At 68.7% G+C, this 15,794-nt stretch carries 14 protein-coding genes; 5 read left to right on the top strand and 9 right to left on the bottom strand.

Annotation, left to right across the window (positions count from 1 at the left end; translation table 11 throughout):
* The first annotated feature begins 57 nt into the window (after positions 1–57).
* On the top strand, positions 58–1,728 hold the full coding sequence (locus ABZ824_RS38080; RefSeq protein ID WP_356969649.1) for a 2-isopropylmalate synthase: 1,671 nt from the start codon (positions 58–60) through the stop codon (positions 1,726–1,728).
* 194 nt (positions 1,729–1,922) lie between these two features.
* Here ABZ824_RS38080 and ABZ824_RS38075 read toward each other — a convergent pair whose 3' ends face one another.
* Positions 1,923–2,306 carry a nuclear transport factor 2 family protein gene (locus ABZ824_RS38075; RefSeq protein ID WP_356969583.1) on the bottom strand — a complete coding sequence of 128 codons (384 nt, stop codon included), beginning with the start codon at positions 2,304–2,306 and terminating at the stop codon, positions 1,923–1,925.
* 88 nt (positions 2,307–2,394) lie between these two features.
* On the opposite strand from ABZ824_RS38075, the gene ABZ824_RS38070 reads away from it, so the two are divergent.
* Positions 2,395–3,180: a helix-turn-helix transcriptional regulator gene (locus ABZ824_RS38070; RefSeq protein ID WP_356969581.1), complete on the top strand. Its 786-nt coding sequence runs from the start codon at positions 2,395–2,397 to the stop codon at positions 3,178–3,180.
* Between the two features lie 15 nt (positions 3,181–3,195).
* Here ABZ824_RS38070 and ABZ824_RS38065 read toward each other — a convergent pair whose 3' ends face one another.
* On the bottom strand, positions 3,196–3,825 hold the full coding sequence (locus tag ABZ824_RS38065) for a maleylpyruvate isomerase family mycothiol-dependent enzyme (protein WP_356969579.1): 630 nt from the start codon (positions 3,823–3,825) through the stop codon (positions 3,196–3,198).
* A 141-nt stretch (positions 3,826–3,966) separates the two neighbouring features.
* On the bottom strand, positions 3,967–5,376 hold the full coding sequence (gene xylB, locus ABZ824_RS38060) for a xylulokinase (protein WP_356969577.1): 1,410 nt from the start codon (positions 5,374–5,376) through the stop codon (positions 3,967–3,969).
* 235 nt (positions 5,377–5,611) lie between these two features.
* Here xylB and ABZ824_RS38055 point away from each other — a divergent pair, with 235 nt between their 5' ends.
* Positions 5,612–6,103 carry a hypothetical protein gene (locus tag ABZ824_RS38055; protein ID WP_356969575.1) on the top strand — a complete coding sequence of 164 codons (492 nt, stop codon included), beginning with the start codon at positions 5,612–5,614 and terminating at the stop codon, positions 6,101–6,103.
* Here ABZ824_RS38055 and ABZ824_RS38050 read toward each other — a convergent pair.
* The 6 genes from ABZ824_RS38050 to ABZ824_RS38025 form a co-directional block, all read right to left on the bottom strand.
* Entirely contained in the window at positions 6,094–7,116 is a 1,023-nt protein-coding gene (locus tag ABZ824_RS38050; protein ID WP_356969573.1) for a glycoside hydrolase family 172 protein, read from the bottom strand. The two genes, ABZ824_RS38055 and ABZ824_RS38050, sit on opposite strands and share 10 nt — an antisense overlap.
* Positions 7,101–7,553: a thioredoxin domain-containing protein gene (locus tag ABZ824_RS38045; RefSeq protein ID WP_356969571.1), complete on the bottom strand. Its 453-nt coding sequence runs from the start codon at positions 7,551–7,553 to the stop codon at positions 7,101–7,103. Before ABZ824_RS38045 ends, ABZ824_RS38050 begins: the two co-directional genes overlap by 16 nt.
* Before the next feature lie 56 nt (positions 7,554–7,609).
* Positions 7,610–9,091 (bottom strand): FGGY-family carbohydrate kinase, encoded by a 1,482-nt coding sequence (locus ABZ824_RS38040; RefSeq protein ID WP_356969647.1) that lies wholly within the window; start codon positions 9,089–9,091, stop codon positions 7,610–7,612.
* A 2-nt stretch (positions 9,092–9,093) separates the two neighbouring features.
* Positions 9,094–10,506, bottom strand: coding sequence for an L-fucose/L-arabinose isomerase family protein (locus ABZ824_RS38035; protein WP_356969569.1), 1,413 nt, complete (start codon positions 10,504–10,506; stop codon positions 9,094–9,096).
* A gap of 119 nt (positions 10,507–10,625) precedes the next feature.
* Entirely contained in the window at positions 10,626–11,504 is an 879-nt protein-coding gene (locus ABZ824_RS38030; protein ID WP_356969567.1) for a family 43 glycosylhydrolase, read from the bottom strand.
* A 38-nt stretch (positions 11,505–11,542) separates the two neighbouring features.
* Complete coding sequence (locus ABZ824_RS38025) at positions 11,543–13,831, bottom strand: excinuclease ABC subunit UvrA (RefSeq protein ID WP_356969565.1); 2,289 nt, start codon at positions 13,829–13,831, stop codon at positions 11,543–11,545.
* 63 nt (positions 13,832–13,894) lie between these two features.
* On the opposite strand from ABZ824_RS38025, the gene ABZ824_RS38020 reads away from it, so the two are divergent.
* The gene (locus ABZ824_RS38020) at positions 13,895–14,863 is read left to right on the top strand and encodes a WYL domain-containing protein (RefSeq protein ID WP_356969563.1); all 969 of its coding nucleotides are present in this window, start codon (positions 13,895–13,897) and stop codon (positions 14,861–14,863) included.
* A 67-nt stretch (positions 14,864–14,930) separates the two neighbouring features.
* Positions 14,931–15,332, top strand: a complete 402-nt coding sequence (locus ABZ824_RS38015; protein ID WP_355078963.1) for a nuclear transport factor 2 family protein — start codon at positions 14,931–14,933, stop codon at positions 15,330–15,332.
* The last annotated feature ends 462 nt before the right edge of the window (positions 15,333–15,794 follow it).

Raw genomic sequence — 15,794 nt, 5'->3', positions numbered from 1 at the left:
CCTGCGGGGCAGGTGCCCGATCAGGCTCCGGCGTGGAATCGCCAGCGGCGCTCGCAAATGCCGTCGCACCGCTATCGTGACATCCACCGACGCGTGGAAGTACCGCTCACGCAACGGAAATGGCCCGACGCCCGGCTCACGCAGGCGCCTCTGTGGGTGCCGGTCGATCTGCGCGACGGCAATCAGGCACTCGCCGAGCCGATGGACCCGGCGCGCAAACGACGCTTCTTCGAGCTCCTGGTCGCCATGGGCTACAAGGAGATCGAGGTCGGCTACCCGTCGGCCTCCCAGACCGACTTCGACTTCGTTCGGCTCATCGCCGAGGAGGATCTCGCGCCCGAGGACGTGACGATCGCCGTCTTCACCCCGGCGCGGCGCGATCTCATCGAGCGCACCGTCGCATCGGTCCGCGGCATCCCCAACGACGTCGTGATCCACATGTACACCGCGACGGCTCCCGCGTGGCGGGACATCGTGCTCGGCAAGGACCGCACGGCGCTGCGCGAGCTGATCCTCGACGGCGGGCGCGCCGTGCTGGACTGCGCCGGGGACCTGCCGAACGTGCGGTTCGAGTTCTCGCCCGAGGTGTTCAACCTGACCGAGCCCGACTACGTCCTCGAGATCTGCGACCGGATGACGACATTGTGGGACGCCACACCGCGGCGGCCGGTCATCCTGAACCTGCCCGCCACCGTCGAAGTCGCCACCCCGAACGTCTACGCCGACCAGATCGAATACATGCACCGCAATCTGGCTCGCCGCGACAGCGTCGTCCTGTCGGTGCACCCGCACAACGATCGCGGCACCGGCGTCGCGTGTGCCGAACTGGCGGTACTCGCGGGCGCGCAACGCGTCGAGGGCTGCGTCTTCGGCAACGGTGAGCGTACCGGCAACGTCGACATCGCCACGCTGGCGCTGAATCTGCACGCGCAGGGCGTCGATCCGATGATCGACTTCTCCGACATCGACGAGATCCGGCGAACCGTCGAATACTGCACGCGTATGCCGATCCACGAAAGACACCCGTATGTGGGCGATCTGGTGCACACCGCGTTCTCCGGGACTCATCAGGACGCGATCAAGAAGGGCATGGCCGAGCATCGCACCCGGGCCGCCGCGACGGGCATTCCCGAGCGCGCGGCCGACTGGCACGTGCCGTATCTGCCCATCGATCCCGCCGACCTCGGCCGCAGCTACGACGCGGTGATCCGGGTCAATTCCCAATCCGGCAAGGGTGGCATCGCCTACCTGCTGCACACCGAATACGGCATGGACCTGCCACGACGCCTGCAGATCGATTTCGCCGGGCACGTGCAAGCGCTCGCCGACGACACCGGCGTCGAGATCAGCGCCGCCGAACTGCGTGACCTGTTCGAGGCGATCTACTGCGACGACCCGTCGGGGCTGGCCGTGAAGGACTGGCGCACCAGCGGCGACGGCGCCGAAGCGGACACCGAGATCACGCTGATCGTCGACGGCGTCACCCACCGTACGCGGCGCGGCGGCGGCCCGGTCGCGGCGCTCACCGAGGCACTGGCCGAGGCGGGGTATCGCATCGAGGTGCTCGGCCTGACCCAGCAGGCGACGGACCGAGACGAGGGCGCCGTCGCTTACCTGGAATACCGCAGCGGCGAACGCCTCGGTTGGTCCTGCGGCCGAGCCGATTCCGCGCAGGCGGCGGCATTCGCCGCGATCGTGCGCGCTGCCGGACGCTCGGCCCGGCGGTGACCATCCGGCACCCGCTCTCGCGCTGACCGACTCGTGGCGCGACGGCAGATCGCGGCTGGTGCGCGTATCACGCGCGTACCACCGACGATCCGATCGGGTACTCGGGCCCCGGTACCCGATCGGATGCGGGCGCTGCACGGCAGGTGACGGTCAGGCTCCGGTGAAACCGTCGCCGGAAAACCGAATTTTCCCGGTCAGAACATGCCGTGCGGTATCTGCGCGGGCTCGGGCACCGATTGCACGACATCCCAGTGCTCCACGATCTTTCCGTCGGCCACCCGCCAGATGTCGACCACAGCCAGGTCGGGCTCTTCGTCGCCCGGCGGGATCATGCGGTAGTGCATGACCACGTATTCGTCGTCGGCGATCACCCGCGCCAGCTCCAGCTTCGACCCGGCCACCGGTGCCTGGGCGATGAACTCGATGAAAGCGTCCTTCCCGGAGGGATTTCCGGGGCTGTGCTCGAGGAAGTCGTCGTGCAGCAGAGTGCGCAGCACGTCGACGTTGCCCGCCGCGAACTCCGTGAAGCCGTTCAGGAGCAGTTCCCTGTTGCGCGCTGCCGCGCTGTCGTTCGTCATGCCGACGAGACTGGCAGCGCGCGAACCGGGGTGTCGATTACCCGCCATGTAATGGCGGGCGTGACCCGGGCGTCGTGATACTGGGCCGATGAACGGTGATCGACCGGTCGGCGAGCTGCTGCGAGAGTGGCGGCACCGGCGGAAGCTGAGCCAGCTGGACCTGGCCATCCAGGCCGACGTGTCCGCCCGGCATGTCAGTTTCGTCGAGACCGGCCGCACGACGCCCAGCCGAGCCATGGTGCTGCACCTGGCCGAACAGCTCGACATTCCGCTTCGCGAACGCAATCGCGCGCTGATCGCCGCCGGACACGCTCCCGAGTTCCGGCGCAGTGACTGGAACGACCCCGCGCTGCGGCGCGCCCGCGACGCGGTGCAGCGGGTACTGCGGCTGCACGAACCTTATCCGGCGCTGGCGGTGGACCGGCGCTGGAATCTGGTGCAGGCCAACGATTGTGTGGGCGTGTTCTTCGACGGTGTGGATCCGCGACTGCTCGAACCGCCGATCAACATGATGCGGCTCGGCCTGCACCCGGCGGGCTTCGCCTCCCGGCTGCGCAATCTCGAGCAGGTCCGCGCTTTCCTGCTGCCCCGCCTGGCGCGCCAGGTGATGGCGACCGGGGATCCCGAACTGGCCGCGCTGCACGAGGAACTGCGCTCCTACGGCTCGCCGGGCGGCGCGGACAGTGACATCGCGGACATCCTGCTGCCGATCCGACTGCGCCACCGCGACACGGAACTCGCGTTCTTCAGCACGATCACGACCTTCGGCGCGGCATTCGACATCACGCTCGACGAGGTCGCGGTCGAAGCGTACTTCCCCGCCGACGACGAAACGGCTGCCTACCTGCGTGCGTGCGCCGAAACCGGCCGGTGAGCGACGGGCGTCGGGTCAGTCGCGTGCGGTGAATCGCTCCGCGGGCTCGCCGCTGAGGTGTCCGGCGGGCAGTTTGCGGCCGCAGAGGACGAGCAGCAGGTCCTGGGCGCGCCCCGACAGCACCGTCCCGGACCCGTAGCTGAAGTCCAGGTCGTCGGCGCGCAGTTCGATGCCGCCGAGTTTGGCGCCGAACAGCTTGACGGTCCTGGGGTCGATCGTGTCCAGCACCAAGCGCATCCGTTCCTCGGGCACCAAGCGGTCCAGGCCCAGGGCAACGGTGATGTCCAGCCCGTGGATCACATCGTGGCTCAACGCGTTGGAGAGCCCGCCGCCCGGCGGCCGCCAGGGGTGATCGACGTTGTCCCACAGTGATTTCAGCAGATCCGAGGTGCTCAGCGTGGCGGCGTCCATCCGGGCGGTGCGGTCGGCCAAGCGGTTGAAGTTCCCGAACGCCGCGACCATCCCCACCGCCAGGCGCGCGCTCGACAGGCGATACGGCATGGTGATGTGCGCGACCACTTCGCGTACCCGCCAGCCCGCGCAGAGGGTCGGCGAGTCCCAGCCCTCGGCGTCCAGTCCGGCCAGGAGTTCGGCGAGTTCGGCTCGTTCCGCCGTCACCGCCCTTCGCACCTGGGTATCGGTCATTCGTCCACCTCTCTTCGACGAGGTGATCCAACCCCTCCGGCCGTCGAGGCGCCACCCGGCGACGAAAATCGGCTACCCGCAGAGCGGAACAGGGTGCTTCCGGATTCGCTGCGCACGCAGGGACTGCGGTGAAGACAGTGGTCAGCCGTACAGCGCCTGGCGGGTCCTCCGATACGCGGCCCGGATGTCCCGTCCGGTCGCGGTGTCGGCCGGTGGCGGAATCTCCGCGACCGAGCATGCGGGCCAGGACGGCGGCCGGGACGTGCCGCTGAGCGCCCATGCCGCTTGCCTGGCAGCGCCGAGCGCCACGTACTCGGCCGGTTCCGGCACCGTCACCGTGACGCCGAAGACCTGCGCGGCGATCGCCGCCACCAGCCGGGAGCGCGCCGCGCCGCCGATGAGCAGCACGCGCCGCGGCGAGACCCCGCCGATCTCGGTGAGGTGGTCGAGCGCGTCGGCGAGATGACACAGCAGAGCCTCGAAGGCGGCGCGGGCCACTGTGCCGGGGCGCATCGCCTCCGGCCGCAACCCGTGCAGGCTGCCCGCGGCGTGCGGCAGGTTGGGCGTGCGTTCACCGGCGAGGTAGGGCAGCATGACCACGCCGTCCGCGCCCGGCGGCTCCTGCGCGGCCAGCGATTCCAGCGTCGGCAGATCCACGCCGAGCAGCTCGGCGGTCGAAGTGAGGATGCGGGCGGCGTTGAGCGTGCAGACCAGCGGCAGGAACGCGCCGGTGGCGTCCGCGAAACCGGACACCGCGCCGGTCGCGTCGGCGGCCGGACGGTCGGTGCGAGCGTATGCCGTTCCGCTGGTGCCGAGGGAGACCACCACATCGCCATCAGTGATGCCCAAGCCGAGCGCGGCCCCGGCGTTGTCTCCCGTTCCGGCGGCGACCAGTGCGCCCGACGGTGTGTGCCCGGCGGACTGGTCCGGGCCGAGGACCCGGGGCAGGCCCGGGTGGCGCCCACGAAAGGCCATGGCGAGCAGATCTTCGCGATAGTCTCCGTCGGCTGGTGACCAATAGCCGGTGCCGGAAGCATCGCCCCGATCGGTGGTCGGCTCGAGCATGTGTCCCGGTCCGCCGCCCCGTAGCCGCCAGGTCAAGTAGTCGTGTGGCAGCACGACGTGGGCGGTGTTGTCGGCGAGTTCCGGCTCGTGGTCGGCCAGCCAGCGCAGTTTGGCGACGGTCAGGCCTGCCACCGGTACGTTGCCGACCGCATCGGCCCACGCCCGCGGGCCGCCCAGGTCGGCGATCAGTTCCTTCGCCGCGTCGGCGGAGCGGACGTCGTTCCACAGCAGCGCGTCCCGCACCGGAACACCCGCCACGTCCAATGGGACCAAGCCCTGTTGCTGCCCCGCGACGGCTATCGCGTCGACGTCGTCGAGCAATCCCGCACTCGCCGTCTGTAGCGCGTCCCACCACGCGGCCGGGGCGACCTCGGTCCCCTCCGGGTGCGTGGCCCGCCCCTGAGCGAGAATCTCACCGCTGTCGGCGTCGCAGACCACGACCTTGCACGCCTGGGTGGAACTGTCGACTCCCGCCACGGTCGTCATGGCGCCTGCCCCGATCGAAGCCCGCTCGCGTCGCCGACACCGCCCCCGTCGCACAGCGGACGCGGGCGGATCGACACGTCGGCGGAAACCGGTCGCATTTCGAGGACGAGCCCGTCGCGCGATCCGGCGAATCGTCCGATCGTCTGGAGCACACCCATACCGACCACCTTGCCCCTCGCCGCCCGGCACCGGAGCATTTCGGGTATTCCGCCGCCGTATCGGGCAGACTGTCGCGATGAGCATCGACCCCACCGACGTGCGCATCCGCACGGGAGACGGGACGCAGCTGCCGGAGCTGACCGAGGAAGCGCTCGGCGACCTGCTCGGCGAACCGGCCGGGCCGGAAGACGCCGTGCTCGAACTCAGCCGTGCCGACCTGCACGAGATCCGGGCCAGGTTGCTGCCCGACGCCGTCTACGAGTTGGAGCACCGGGCCGGGTCGGCGACCGAGTCGTTCCAGATGTACACCTCCGACCCGGTGCTGGTGCGTGATGTGCTGTGGGCATGGCTCTGCGACGATCCGTGGTGGCGCGACTCGGTCGCGTGGTTCCCCGTCGATCCGGCGATCGCCGAGCTGCGCGCCGTGCAGGACGAACTCACCGGACTGCTGGACGGCCTGACCGTGATGGACGATCTCACCGCGGGCATGGACGCGGCGCTGGCGCGCGCCGACGAACTGCTGGCGTCGGAGCTCCCACCGGATGCCGACGACCCCGCTCAGGCCTGATACCACCAGGCGGTGGTCGCCACGTCGGCGTCCTCCAGCGGGAGATAGGTCTCGGCGTCCTGCCATCCGAGGGCTTGGACGGTGACGCGCAGTTCGCGGTCGAAACAGATCGGATCGCGCACATGCCAGCGATACATGCCGAAGCGCTGATCCGCTCGATAGATTTCCTCCGGCGGCAGCACTTGATGCAGCCCGAGATAAGGCGTGGAATATGTCCGGTATGTCCCGTCGAGATCGAAATTCCAGGCGCCGCCGAAATAGTCTTCGGTGCCCGTCCCGCAAATGGTCGGATGCTCGGTGTCCCCGTCGAGGAAGAACTTGACCTCGCCCTCGCCCCACCATCCCGGCGCGCCCGGGCGGATGGCGAGGTAGGTGCCGACGTAGCGGCCCGGCCCCGGCACCGTGTCGAGCACGGTGTGGACGGCAGGGTTCCCCAGGCCGGTGGTCCGCGTCCACCGGGTGTGCAGATACCCCGCTTCGTCCGGTACGTCCTCTTCGGTGTAAGTCGCCTGGTAGTACACCGGAACCTCGCGGCCGCAGTGGTTTTCGAGCGTGATGCGAGCGCGGTGCCGAAACGGCATGGGCCAGTAGCTGTTCAATCCACCCGCTGGCGCGACGACCACCATCTCCGAACTCAGCAGGGCGGTCTCGCCCCATCCGTTGCAGAAGAAGTCGCCGAGGGGCGAGGAGATCGCGGGCCGTGCCGCGTCGTCCCAGGTCATCCGCAGCGTCAGCCCGCGAAGGACGGAACGCTCGGTGGTCAACCAGAAATGCCGGAAAACGCCGGGACCGGATACGTCGGCCAGCGTGGCGGTTTCGCCGTGGGCGAGCGCGATCGAGGGGGAGATCTTCCACCCCGCCCCGAGCAGCCGTGCCGCGTGCGCTCCGGTGCCGTCGGTCGCCCGCGCGCCCGCGCCGGGCGCCCCCGTCGGATTCTCGGCGCTGACCGACCGCGTTCGCGTGCCGTCCAGCCGCCACAGTTCACCGCCCGGCGCGGTCACAGTCCCGGCCATCCGTACCGGGGTGCGGTCGGCGCGAGCCCGGCCCGGTGCGCCGTGGCGGCCCCGCCGGTCGCGGCCAACTGCCGGGTGTCGGTCTGCTGGGCGAGTTCCCGGCGGAATTGGTCCATGTCCAGCCAGAGGATCTGCTGCACAAGGTCTTCCAGCGCGTCCGAGGCGAGGGCGCCCGCCGCGGAGTAGACGAGCAGGCCGTCCCGGAACGCCATCACCGTCGGATACTGCGTCACCTGGGCGGCGGCGGTCAACGCGACCTCGGCTTCGGTGTCGACTTTGCCGTGCACGATCTGCGGATGCCGCTGCGACGACGCTTCGTACACCGGAGCGAAATACTGGCACGGCCCACACCAACCGGCCCACCAGTCCACCAGCACGATCGGATGCGACGTGACGACGGAGTCGAAATTGTCCTGGGTCAAGGTGATCGTGGGCATGACATCCTCGTATCGTTCCGCGGAGCAACTGTGCATAGTCGCACGGATATTCGCGATCAGGAAGCCGCCCCGGCGCGGTGCTGTTCGGCCGCGAGGAAATGCGCGATATTCGTCGTCCGATCGTACAGATCGCGGTAGTGCCGGTAGTACTCGTCGTAGATCGCGACACTTTCGGGCTGCGGTCGCACGGTGTCGACGACGGGATTCCACCCGGAGGTGTCGATCCCGGCGGCCTCGGCCGCGAGCAGGGCGTCGCCGAGACTCGCCCCGACGGTGTCGGCGGGCAATTGCTGCGGCAGCCCGGTGACATCGGAGACGATCCGGGTCCACAGCCCGCCTCTGGTGCCGCCGCCCACCGCGACCAGACGCCCCGCCTGCCCGCCTGCTTCGGTCATGGCCTCGAGGTTGTGGCGCACTCCGTAGGCGATGCCTTCCAGAACCGCGCGGTAGAGCTCGGTCCGTCCGTGCCCGAGGGTCAATCCCGCGACGATGCCGCGCGCGTCCGGATCGAACAAGGGCGTGCGTTCCCCGGCGAAATAGGGCAGCGCGAGCAACCCCCTGCTCCCCGCGGGCACCTCCGCTGCCGCGGCGACCAAGTCGGTGAACTCGCCACCCACGAGCTTGCGCAGCCAGTCGGTGACCGCGCCGGAGGTGGCCATGCCCGCGGCGAGGGTATACGTGCCCGGCCAGGTGCCGCAGGTGCCCCAGAGGCCGGGATGTGGGCGCGGGTCGGTGAGCACCTGCACCAGGAACATGGTGGTGCCGTACATGATCATCGCGTCGCCCGGCGCGCGGACGCCGACGCTGGCCGCCTCGGCCCAGGCATCGATGGTCCCGGTGGTGACGGGCAGCCCCGACGGAAGTCCGGTCGCGGCCGCCGCGTCCGCGCTCACCCGGCCCACGATCTCGGTGGGCCAGGCCAGCTCCGGCAGCCGCCAGCCCGGCACGATCCGCTCGGCCCAGTCGCTCGCCCAGGCACGTTCGCGCAGGTCGTAGAGGGGCACGCACTGACTGGCCGATTGGTGGTCGAGCACGTACCGGCCGGTGAGCCGGTGCACCAGGAAAGAACTCGCCATCAGCAGCATCGCGGTGCGTGCGGCGACATCCGGCTCGTGCCGGGCCAGCCACCGGGCTTTCGGGCCGACAGCCTGGCTGGTCAGCGGCGATCCGGCGCGGTCGAGCACGGCCCGCGCGCCGAATTCGTCGTTCAGTTCCGCTATCTCGACGCTCGCCCTGGTGTCGACGCCGTAGAGGATGGCCGGGCGCAACGGCCTGCCCTTCGCGTCGGCGGGCAACAGGCACGGGCCGATGCCGGACACCGCGAGTCCCTCGAGCGCGGCGCCGCCGGCCGCCGCCACCAGCTCACGGGCGAGTGCGAGAAAATCCGCCCACCACACCTTCTCCGCGTCGTGCTCGACCCAGCCCGGGTGCGGCATGGATACCTCATGCGCCCGCTCGGCTCTGGCGATGACCGTGCCGCGCGCGTCGGTGAGCACGCCCTTCGAACTCGAGGTCCCGATGTCGATACCGAGAAACATCGTCACCGCGTGAACTCGTCCACCGTGACGTCGAGCAATTCGCACGTCGCGCGCACGGCTTCTCGGTGGTCGCCGGGCACTGCGTGAATGTGGTTGGCGCCGAAGCGGTTCAGGAAATCCTCGGCGCGCGCGTCCAGCCGGGCGAACGCGTGCGGCCATTCCCGGGTCGACTGCTTCATCAGGGCTTCGTTGGTCTGCTCGTCGTATTCCTCGAATTCGCCGAGCATCAGCTGCATGCGGTAGTCGCCGTCGAGCCGGGTGAGCCGGGCGAGAGTCATCCGGCCCGGCGCGGCCAGATGATGCACCGAGGCGCCGCCCGCGGGAAAGAAGAACACCTCCGGGTACAGGTGCACCTTCGCCAGGTTCTCCGCCGGATCGTCGCTACGGGCGGCGAACCAGGTGGCGTGCTGGCCGGAATTGCAGAGATCCCAGATGTCCCGATCGGCGTGATAGTGCCGGACGTCGGCGAACAGCACCGGGGTGCCCGCGATCCCTTTGAGCAGCTGCATGGTCAGCGCGCCGTCCATGTCCGCCTCGGTCGCGCAGACGTGCGGCTCCTTCGGTCCGTTCCAGTCGTAGGGATCGTTGAGGAAGGCCTCGGTGACGTCCATGGTGGCGAAATACTGGGTGAGCTCGGGCTGCCCCTTGATCCCCGAGAAATCCAGGCGCCACTCGTCGATCAGCTCGCGCACCGCCAGATACGAGCGGATCTGACGTTCCAGCAGTTGCGGGGTGAGCTTGGCGCCGTCGTAGTACACGCCCGCGGTGTTGCGCTCCAGCCACTCGCGCGCGGCCTTCGCCTCGCCCGCGTCGGCCAGTTCCGCGCGCCGCACGATCTCCCACTGATCGATTTCCTCGACGTCGATGCCGAACAGGCGCTGCCATTGATCGGTGTTGGCGACCGCGGTGTTCATGCCCATCGGCCGCCCACCGAAGCGCCCGAACGTCGAACCGCGCAGGCTCGCCACGGCTGCCGCGGCCCGCGCGCGCACGCCGATCGCGTCGATGAGTTCGGGATCGGACGGATCGCCCCACAGCCTGCTGTGCCGACGTCCGATCTGATCCAGCGCACCTCCGGCGGCGAGCATGCCCACCATTCCCGGCTGGACCGGGTCGATATTCGACAGCAACAGCAGCGGCCCCGGAATCGCGCCCGCCGCCAGCATGGTGAAATGCGGGAACGCCCAGACCGCGTAATGCAGGACGGTGAGATCGACGCCCGCTGCGGCGACCGCGCGCGCCACCGCACCGGCCGACGCGTTGTCGCTGATCGGCGCCGCGCCACGGACCACATCGTGGCCCGCGTCCGCGAGCGCGGCCACCAGCCGGTCCTCGGTGGAGGCGATGAAATCGGCGATGCCCGCATGCACATAGTCGCGGCCATCGGAGATGCTGATGATGCCGATACGGGCCATGCCGGTCCCTCCCGTAGGTGGGTGATCGGAGAGTTCGACTCGCTCAAGAGATACCAGCCGCGACCGCGCTCGGAGACGCGTTTCGCCGAAATAGCGCTCGGCCCGGTGCTTCGGACCGCTTAGCGCGGAACCGTTTTGACGACCCGCGACTGCGGGAAGCCGAGCGGCGCCAGATGTACCCCGCCCTGTCCCCACCCCGCACTGGTGATCCACCAGCGGCCGTCCTCGTCGACCACCTCGGCGGCGTGCGCCGCGATGTGTCCGACCTTGTCGCCGATGCGGAAATGGAAAGGATTGTCACTGCGGAAGACGTCGGTGCCGACGTAATGCGGGCGCGGACCGATGAACAAGTACCACCATCCCCCGTACCGGAGGACGTAAGGCGATTCGGTGTTGCCCGCCTCGGTGCCTTTGGCAGGGTCCGTGTACGCGATGTGCCGATCGCCCCAGTGCAGGAGGTCGGCGCTGGTGCGGTAGGCGACGACATGGTGACCACCCGCCGGGGCGCTGGTCGCGCAGTAATACATCACCCATTGTTCGCCGACGCGCACGACCATGGGATCGCGAGCGTCGTAGCCGTCGCGGAACAGCGGGCCCTCCGCCGATCTGGTCCAGTGGAAGAGGTCGGGCGAGGTCGCCAGGTTCATCGCCGCGGCGGTGCGGTCGGCGCCGCCGGCGGCGTAGAACATGTAGTACCGGCCGTGAGCGCTGAGCACATAAGGCGCCCACAGATGCGTCTCCCCGTAGTCCCGGTCCACTCGCAACGCGGAGGCGTGCTTGGTCCACGCACCGTGCAGCCGGTCGGCGGTGGCGTGAGCGAACTCGATCTCGTCGAACGGATCCGCCGGCTCGAGGTGGGTGATCCCGAAAAGGTGCCACCTTCCGGCAGCGTCGCGAACGAATGTGTGATCGTTGATGTACCAGGCTTCCGACTCCCCGGCGCTCGGATCGTAGATCCGCGCGAAAGCTCCCGCCCGGACCACCTCCCGTGTCGCCATGGATTCATGATGCCGCGATCACGTCCTCGGTGGCGGAATCATCGGGCAACGACACTGCGCCGCAGGTATTCCGCGGTCAGCGACCGGTCGTCCGCCAGCAAGTCCGCCGGTGTCCCGGCGAAAACGAGTTCGCCCCCGTGCTTTCCGCCGTCGGGTCCGAGGTCGATCACCCAGTCGGCCCGAGCGACGACGTCCAGGTCGTGCTCGATGACGATCACCGTGTTGCCCGCGTCGACCAGCCGGTCCAGCAGCCCGACCAGCGCGTCGACATCGGCCATGTGCAGCCCCGTGGTCGGCTCGTCCAGCACGTAGACAGCGGCTTCGGCGCGACGCTGGAGGTGATCGGCCAGCTTGACGCGCTGGCGTTCGCCACCGGACAGCGAGGACAACGACCGGCCGAGAGTGAGATACCCGAGACCGACGTCGAGCAGCGACCGCAACGGCGTGCCGATCCGCCGGTCCCCGTCCGCGGCCCAGAAGTCCAGCGCTTCCGCCGCGGGCATCTCCAGCACGTCGGCGATGGACGCCCCGCGAATCTCGTAAGCGAGCGCCTCCGGACGGTATCGGCGTCCGTGGCAGGCCTGGCAGATCGTGGTGACCGGATCCATGTACGCCAGATCGGTGAAGATCACTCCGGCGCCGTCGCATTCGCCGCAGGCGCCGTCGGAATTGAAACTGAACAAGCCCGGTCGGACACCGTGCCGCTTGGCGAACAGCTGACGCAGCGGATCCATGATGCCGAGATAGGTGGCGGGGCTGGAGCGCCGGGAGGCGGCGATCGCGGCCTGGTCCACCGCGATGACCTGCGGATGCGCCGCGACGAACGCGCCGGACACCAGCGTGCTCTTCCCGGAGCCCGCCACGCCGGTCACCGCAGTGAGTACACCCGTCGGAAACCGTACGGTGAGGTTCTTCAGGTTGTAGGCGTCGGCATCGGCGACGGTGAGCCATCCCGCCGGCTCGCGGACGTCCTCCTTCACCCGCCGCACCCGGCGCAGGCCCGCACCGGTCGGCGTCTCCGCACGCCGCAAGCGATCGACGGTGCCCTGGAACACCACCTGCCCGCCGCGGGAACCGGCGCCCGGCCCCATGTCGACCACATGGTCGGCGACGGCGATGACATCGGGGGAGTGCTCCACCACCAGCACCGTGTTCCCTTTGTCCCGCAGCCGGCTCAGCAGAGTGTTCAGCCGGCCCACATCCCGGGGATGCATGCCGACGCTGGGCTCGTCGAAGATATAGGTCATGCCGGTGAGGCTGGAGCCGAGATGCCGGACGACCTTCAGGCGCTGCGCCTCGCCGCCGGACAGGGTGGCGGTTTCCCGATCGAGCGACAGGTAGCCGAGCCCGACCTCCTCGATCCGGCGCAACCGGGCGACGGCGGCCTGGGCGATCGGCCGAGCCACCGGATCGTCCAGGCGGTCGAGCACCTCGATGAGGTCGGTGATCTCCAGCCTGCCGTAGTCGGCGATGCCGAGGCCATCGATCCGGCTCGCCAGCGCGGCGGCGTTGAGCCGTGCGCCCCCGCAGTCCGGGCAGACCTCCTCGGTGACCACCGCGCGGGCGGCTTCGCGATTCTTGTCCGACAACGCGGTGAGATCACGCTTGATGTAGAGCCGGTCGAACCGCTCCAACAGGCCTTCGTACGCGTTGTTTCCCGCCGAGCCGTTCCGATTCTTGCGCGGCACCCGGAAACCCTTGCCATGCAGGAACAATTGCCATTCCTCGGTAGTGAAGTCCCGCAGCGGCTTGTCCGGATCGAAGAGCCCCGACTCGGCGTAGAGCTGCCATTGGAACGTTCCGACCGCGAAGGGCCCGAAGGTGATGGCGCCCTCGTTGAGCGATTTGCCGCGGTCGATGAGCTTGCCCAGATCCGGCCGCACCACATTGCCGAGACCCCCGCACGCGGGACACATGCCCAGCGGATCGTTGAACGAATAGCGCGTGGCCTCGCCCGCGCTCGGCACGCTGTGCCGGGAGAACAGGACGCGGATGACGGAGTGGATGTCGGTCATGGTCCCGACCGTGGAACGGGAATTGCCGCCGATCGGCTTCTGATCGACGACGACGGCGGGCGCCAGGTTGTCGATCGCGTCCGCCTCCGGACGCTCGTATTTGGGCAGCCGATTGCGGATGAACCAGGTGAAGGTCTCGTTGAGCTGCCGCTGCGATTCGACCGCCACGGTCCCGAAGACGATCGACGACTTGCCCGAACCGGAGACGCCGGTGAAGACCACGATCTTGCCTTTGGGGATCGTCAGCGAGACATCGCGCAGATTGTTCTCACGAGCCCCGACGATCCTGATGGTGTCTCGATCTGCATGCACGGACCTCACGCTAGGCAGCGATGAGGTCGGTTTCTGTCCTCCTTCGCGGCCATACTCGAGTACGTGACCCGGACCGCCGAGCGACTGCTCCAGCTGCTGTCGCTGTTGCAGACCCGCCGCGAATGGAGCGGTCCCGAACTGGCCGCGCGGCTCGGCGTCACGGTGCGGACGGTGCGCCGGGACGTGGAGCGTCTGCGTGAGCTGGAGTATCCGGTGGTCGCGAGCCTCGGCGCGATCGGCGGCTACCGCCTGGAAGCGGGCGCGGCACTGCCGCCGCTGCTGCTCGACGACGAGGAAGCGGTCGCGATCACGCTCGGACTGCGCGGCGCGGCGCAGGGCGCGGTCGCGGGTATCGAGGAATCGGCTGCTCGCGCCTTGGTGAAGCTGCAGCAGGTCCTGCCGTCGCGCTTGCGCCGCCGAGTCGACGCGATAGACGCCACCACCGTCTCGCTCGGCGGGCCCGCCGCCGGTCCGATGATCGATCCCGAGGTGTTGGTCGCCCTGGCCGCCGCCGCGCGCGACAGCGAGCGGATCCGCTTCCGATACCGCGACAAGACCGATACGGAAAGCAGCCGCCTCGCCGAACCACACAGTCTGGTCTCGGCGGGTCGGCGCTGGTACCTGGTCGCCTGGGATGTCGACCGCGCCGATTGGCGCACTTTCCGCGTGGACCGTGTGACGTCACCGCGGCCGATCGGAATACGCTGCGCACCTCGCGCGCTGCCCACCGCCGACGCGGCGAGTTTCGTGACCAGCCAGTTGGCGCGCTCCAGACCGGTTCGTCCCGTGGTGCTGCGGGTGCATGCCCGCGCCGCCGTGCTGGCCGAGACGTTCCGCGTTCGCGCGGAGGAAGTCGAACCGCTGGACGAGCGGACCTGTCTCTTGCGCACCTCCGCGGATTCGCTGGAGTGGACCGCCCTCCGCATCGCGCACCTCGACCTGGACTTCGAGGTCGTCGAACCCGTCGAGATGAAAGACCTGCTCGCCCGGCTCGGCGCCAAACTGCTTCGTGCGGCGGACAAGCCTGGCTGAGCGAAGGCCGCCGCGGCGTGCGGATACTCGGCTGCCCGATGCGGGAAGCGGCACTACGGTGCTGCGCATGACGCTCTCAGTGGAAGACCGCCTCGATATCACCGACCTCATCGCCCGGCACGGCCACATCATCGATGCGGGCGAACTGGATCGCATGGACGAGCTGTTCAGCGCCGAGATCGTCTACGACCTGACCGCCATGGGATACGGCGAATTGCGCGGCATCGCCGCTGTGCGTGACGCGGCCCTCGCGCTCGGCGACGCGAATCCGGTCGGCCATCACGTCACGAATGTGATCGTCACCGAAAGTGAGGCCGACCGCGCGCAGGTGTTGTCGAAGGGAATCGGGATCGCCGCCGATGGTCGCTGCGGAAGCGTTACGTATGAGGACGTGGTGGTGCGAGAACCCGTCGGCTGGCGGATCACGTATCGCAAAGTCATTCCGCGCCGCGCTCCGCTGGGTGGCTGATCGCCGACGGGCGCATTGTCGTAGAAGCGCTGCCAATCGATCTTGTCGTGGTCTGAATCACACTTGTGTCATTCGCGCCGGAGTTTCGCCGCGCGCACGCCGCTGACCTGCGAAAAAGCGCGCTGGGCAGGCGATTTGACGAAGCGTTATCCGCCGCGTAACTTATTCCAAGTCAGAGCGACACGGACACCGACCCGGAGCCGAGAAGCAAGGCGGAGACGCCGAGCGGAAGGACCGGGAAACGAGGTAGGACGAGGAGCGCCTGGCGATCACACTGGCTCGATCGGGAGCCCGATTTTGATCGGGTGAGCGAATGAGCTAAGCTGGAAAAGTTGCCTCACTGAAGGTCCGAAGTAATTCGGATTGAATGTGTGTGCGTGTGTTCTTTGAGAACTCAATAGTGTGTCGATGAATGTCAGTGCCAAATATTTTTTGGTTCCGGCCTTTTCACCCCCCGTGTGG

The sequence above is a fragment of the Nocardia sp. NPDC047038 genome, from assembly GCF_040644075.1.
Classification (GTDB): domain Bacteria; phylum Actinomycetota; class Actinomycetes; order Mycobacteriales; family Mycobacteriaceae; genus Nocardia; species Nocardia sichangensis.
Note: the sequence above shows the minus strand (reverse complement) of the source record. Positions and strands in the feature narration are given on the sequence as shown.

Coding starts and splice junctions, on each gene's coding strand:
- ABZ824_RS38035 (WP_356969569.1), bottom strand. CDS start 10,506: ATGGCCCGTATCGGCATCATCAGCATCTCCGATGGCCGCGACTATGTG.
- ABZ824_RS38040 (WP_356969647.1), bottom strand. CDS start 9,091: ATGTTTCTCGGTATCGACATCGGGACCTCGAGTTCGAAGGGCGTGCTC.
- ABZ824_RS38045 (WP_356969571.1), bottom strand. CDS start 7,553: ATGCCCACGATCACCTTGACCCAGGACAATTTCGACTCCGTCGTCACG.
- ABZ824_RS38055 (WP_356969575.1), top strand. CDS start 5,612: ATGAGCATCGACCCCACCGACGTGCGCATCCGCACGGGAGACGGGACG.
- ABZ824_RS38080 (WP_356969649.1), top strand. CDS start 58: ATGCCGTCGCACCGCTATCGTGACATCCACCGACGCGTGGAAGTACCG.
- ABZ824_RS38050 (WP_356969573.1), bottom strand. CDS start 7,116: ATGGCCGGGACTGTGACCGCGCCGGGCGGTGAACTGTGGCGGCTGGAC.
- ABZ824_RS38015 (WP_355078963.1), top strand. CDS start 14,931: ATGACGCTCTCAGTGGAAGACCGCCTCGATATCACCGACCTCATCGCC.
- ABZ824_RS38070 (WP_356969581.1), top strand. CDS start 2,395: ATGAACGGTGATCGACCGGTCGGCGAGCTGCTGCGAGAGTGGCGGCAC.
- ABZ824_RS38065 (WP_356969579.1), bottom strand. CDS start 3,825: ATGACCGATACCCAGGTGCGAAGGGCGGTGACGGCGGAACGAGCCGAA.
- ABZ824_RS38075 (WP_356969583.1), bottom strand. CDS start 2,306: ATGACGAACGACAGCGCGGCAGCGCGCAACAGGGAACTGCTCCTGAAC.
- ABZ824_RS38030 (WP_356969567.1), bottom strand. CDS start 11,504: ATGGCGACACGGGAGGTGGTCCGGGCGGGAGCTTTCGCGCGGATCTAC.
- xylB (WP_356969577.1), bottom strand. CDS start 5,376: ATGACGACCGTGGCGGGAGTCGACAGTTCCACCCAGGCGTGCAAGGTC.